This window comes from Bacillus sp. HY001, from assembly GCF_007558965.1.
GTDB lineage: Bacteria > Bacillota > Bacilli > Bacillales > Bacillaceae_G > Bacillus_A > Bacillus_A mobilis.
Map to the genome: position 1 here is coordinate 1 of NZ_VLTE01000176.1, position 3355 is coordinate 3355.

The 3355-nt window shown below is 29.2% G+C and carries 3 protein-coding genes; all 3 read left to right on the forward strand.

The window, feature by feature from the left end:
* Nucleotides 1-477, forward strand: a 477-nt coding sequence (locus FOT98_RS30155) for a nuclease-related domain-containing protein (protein WP_144291216.1), incomplete at its 5' end; no start/stop codon positions are given.
* Between the two features lie 610 nt (nt 478-1087).
* Entirely contained in the window at nt 1088-1942 is an 855-nt protein-coding gene (locus FOT98_RS30160) for a DNA processing protein DprA (protein WP_000230030.1), read from the forward strand.
* A complete protein-coding gene (locus tag FOT98_RS30165; RefSeq protein WP_000162900.1) occupies nt 1935-3119 on the forward strand; it encodes a phosphoribosyltransferase in 1185 nt (394 codons plus the stop codon). Before FOT98_RS30160 ends, FOT98_RS30165 begins: the two co-directional genes overlap by 8 nt.
* Nucleotides 3120-3355 lie beyond the last annotated feature (236 nt).

Here is a 3355-nt window from a genome sequence, read left to right on the forward strand (position 1 = left end):
GTTACGATTCATACTGAGTATGGTGATACAACGCAAATTGACCATATTGTTATCGCGGAAACCGGTGTATTTGTTATAGAGACGAAAAACTACGAAGGATGGATCTATGGAAATGAGAAAGCTGCAAGGTGGACACAGGGTATTTTTAGAAAGAAATCTTCTTTTCAAAATCCATTTCGACAAAATTATAAACATATAAAAGCTATTGAATGGGTAATGGAACAACAGCTGCCGTCCATCTCTATTGCAGCGTTCCATCCAAAATGCAGTCTAAAAAGAGTAAATGTTCAATCTAAAGATAAACATGTCCTGTATTATAACGATCTACAAAAATGTATTGAATCATATACTGAAGCGCAACTAACAAATGATGAGGTCCAGCACATCTACCAAACAATATTACGAGCGAACATTATGGATAAGGATGTTGAAAAGAAACATGTGAAGTATTTACATAATAAGTTCGCTAAACAATAAGAAATGGGGAAAGAGAGACATGTTATATGTAATAGGTTTTTTAGTAATCTCCATAGTAGCTATTCGTCTTAACATGAAGTATTACAAACTAAAAGGCGACCCTAAATATTTTATGATGAAGAAAAATAAGTGAATTTCCTAATAAAAAAGGTTCTAGGGGACTAGGACCTTTTTGTGAATAGTATTAAAATTTAAATATATAATTATTTATATATTTAAATTTTAATGAAATTCGTTACTTGACTAAAGAATAGTCGGATAATTAATAGCAAAATCAATTAGAATAAAGATACAGTCTGCACTGATTAAAGTTTTACTTTGTAATGACAATTACATGGCAAGCTGTTTTAGCGTTTTTGTATATCTTATAATTAATAGGGTATTGAGATTATCGTGTGAATCCTTGCTATAAGTATGTGTTAAAATAAACTTAAAAAGTATAATTTATGAGATAGTTTTTCAAGAGTTGAGATATTTAAGCTGAAGTTATCGGTACTCCGAATGAAGTGCAAGGGGAAAGAGTTTCATTTATATAATGATTTATTTATATAAATATCTTACGTTACCTGTTTTAAATATATATAGTTGATTATAAAGAAGGAGTTACACAATGGTAGAAAATATAAGAAGTGAATTGTTTTTCTTAAAGCAGTTCGGCTTTAATAATACCCTTTTACAAGATATTTTTCTTTTAGGAATAGATCCTATAAACATTATTTTTAATAGGGGATACAAAATATATGCTGAATTGGAAAAAAAATTTACTGATAAAGACAGAAAGTTGGCAGAAAATTACTATAAATACAGGGATTTTAAAATCGACTTATTTAAAGAAGATGATTTCTTAAGGGACAGTAAAAGTAAAATGTATTTTAAGTATGATGTGAATGAGATGACAGAGCTAATACCAGAAAAAATAATGCCACTTTTTATGTATTCAAAAGGAGATATTTCACTTTTAGAAGTTAACCAGAAAAGAGTGGCAATCGTAGGTACTCGGCATCCTTCCCCAAAAGCTATTGCAATTACTAAGAAGTTAACCAGAAAATTTGTTGAGGATAATTATGTTATTGTTAGTGGATTAGCAAAAGGTATTGATACAATTTCTCACGAGACAGCAATTGTCCATAAAGGCAAAACAATTGCCGTATTACCTACAAATTTCAACAAAATTTACCCTAAGGAAAACCAAGAATTAGCAAAAAAAATATTAGATGGAGGTTTGTTGGTAACATCCATTGGTCCAAAAGAAAATACTTATAAATCTAGTTTTTTAGATAGAAATCAATATTTAGCAAATATAAGCGATATAGTAGTAGTTACAGAAACGAATTTAAAAAGTGGGACTATGAATACAATTAGAAACGCAAGTGAGGCTAGTAAAAAGATTCTATTTGTTGATCAAGAAGATGAATTAATTAATAATAAAATCAGGGGTTTTGGAGGCGAAATGCTAAATGACTAAAAAAAACAAAATGATTTTTATATCGAAATTAGTATTTTTTACTGAAGATAATGAATTGATTGAGGAAAATTTGAAATTTGCCGACTTGTTTTATGAGAAAGATATATATTTAAGAATTGTTGCTAGAAAATCAACAATTAACATATTACAAAATAAAATACCTAAAGAGTATAAAGATAAAATAAAACTACTTGATCGAAGCTCAGAAACGAAAGATAAAATCAAGGTTTTAAAAAAGAAAGGTGCACTTTTTGGTATGATAGGTATTGTCCAAGAAGATGCTATTTTTGCTTTTAACTGCAAAATACCATTATTTAACCCTGAGAGACTGAATAGTGGTAGAGTTGTCATTTCTGATAAAGTAAAACAATATGGTTTGCCAATCATTGAATTTCAAGATGTTGTTGATTGCTTAAAAGCTTTTGAAATTCATAAAGCAAATTACTTTCATATGTGTTTTGAGGATAACTTCAGTGTTATAAGTTTAAATAATGCAAATACCCATCATCGACCTGAAAAAGAAGCTAGAGTTAAACAAATTTTTGAAACAAATTTAAAAGGTGATAAATCCATAAGAGATCAAAGAATTTTACTTCTTCTATTATTCCATTTAATAAACGAAGTGACAACAAACCCTTATTTTGATAAGATTGACTATTGGGGGACTTTCCCTTCTTCTAAACCTGATAATACAGTTACATCTGTTTCTTTCTTAAAGGAAGCGCTTAGGGTTCTTATTGACGGTAAACCAAGAAGAGGACCAGAAATATTGATTAGACAAATGCCTATGAGATCAAAACATAATAGCAGTAGTACTTTGCGCTTGATTAATAAAAGCGATAAAGATTTCGATACTTTAATCGTAAATCCAGCTTTAGTTGATAAAATTAAGGGTAAGGTGATATGTATTATTGATGATTATATTACTAACGGATACTCGGCTGAATCAGCAAAACATTTGCTTTTCGCCGCTGGTGCTAAAGAAGTTATTTTTCTTTCATTCGGAAAATTCGGGAGAAAATACCACTCGACGAATTATCAGATTAAAGGTGATGTATCGAAAAAATATTCTTATCAGTTTGTTGATGAAATCCCTTATGGAGATACATTTAAAGGGGTAAAATATTATAACTTAGATAATGATTTGGAAATTTTGGATTTTGCTGATTTAGTTTAATGCTACATATATATAAGCATAATTTCTCGATAAAATCGAAAAAGCTTTTATATAGCATTTACATTTGACCATAGATGTTGAGAAATCCTATTCAGTCTCAATTCTATTTGTATATAAATATAGTAAATGTTATTATGTAAATAATCCAATACTAAAAAATCATATTGCAAAAGGACACACCTACGCATAACCATAGCGTAGGTGTGTCCTTTTTTTGTTTAAGGAGGAAAAGTTAT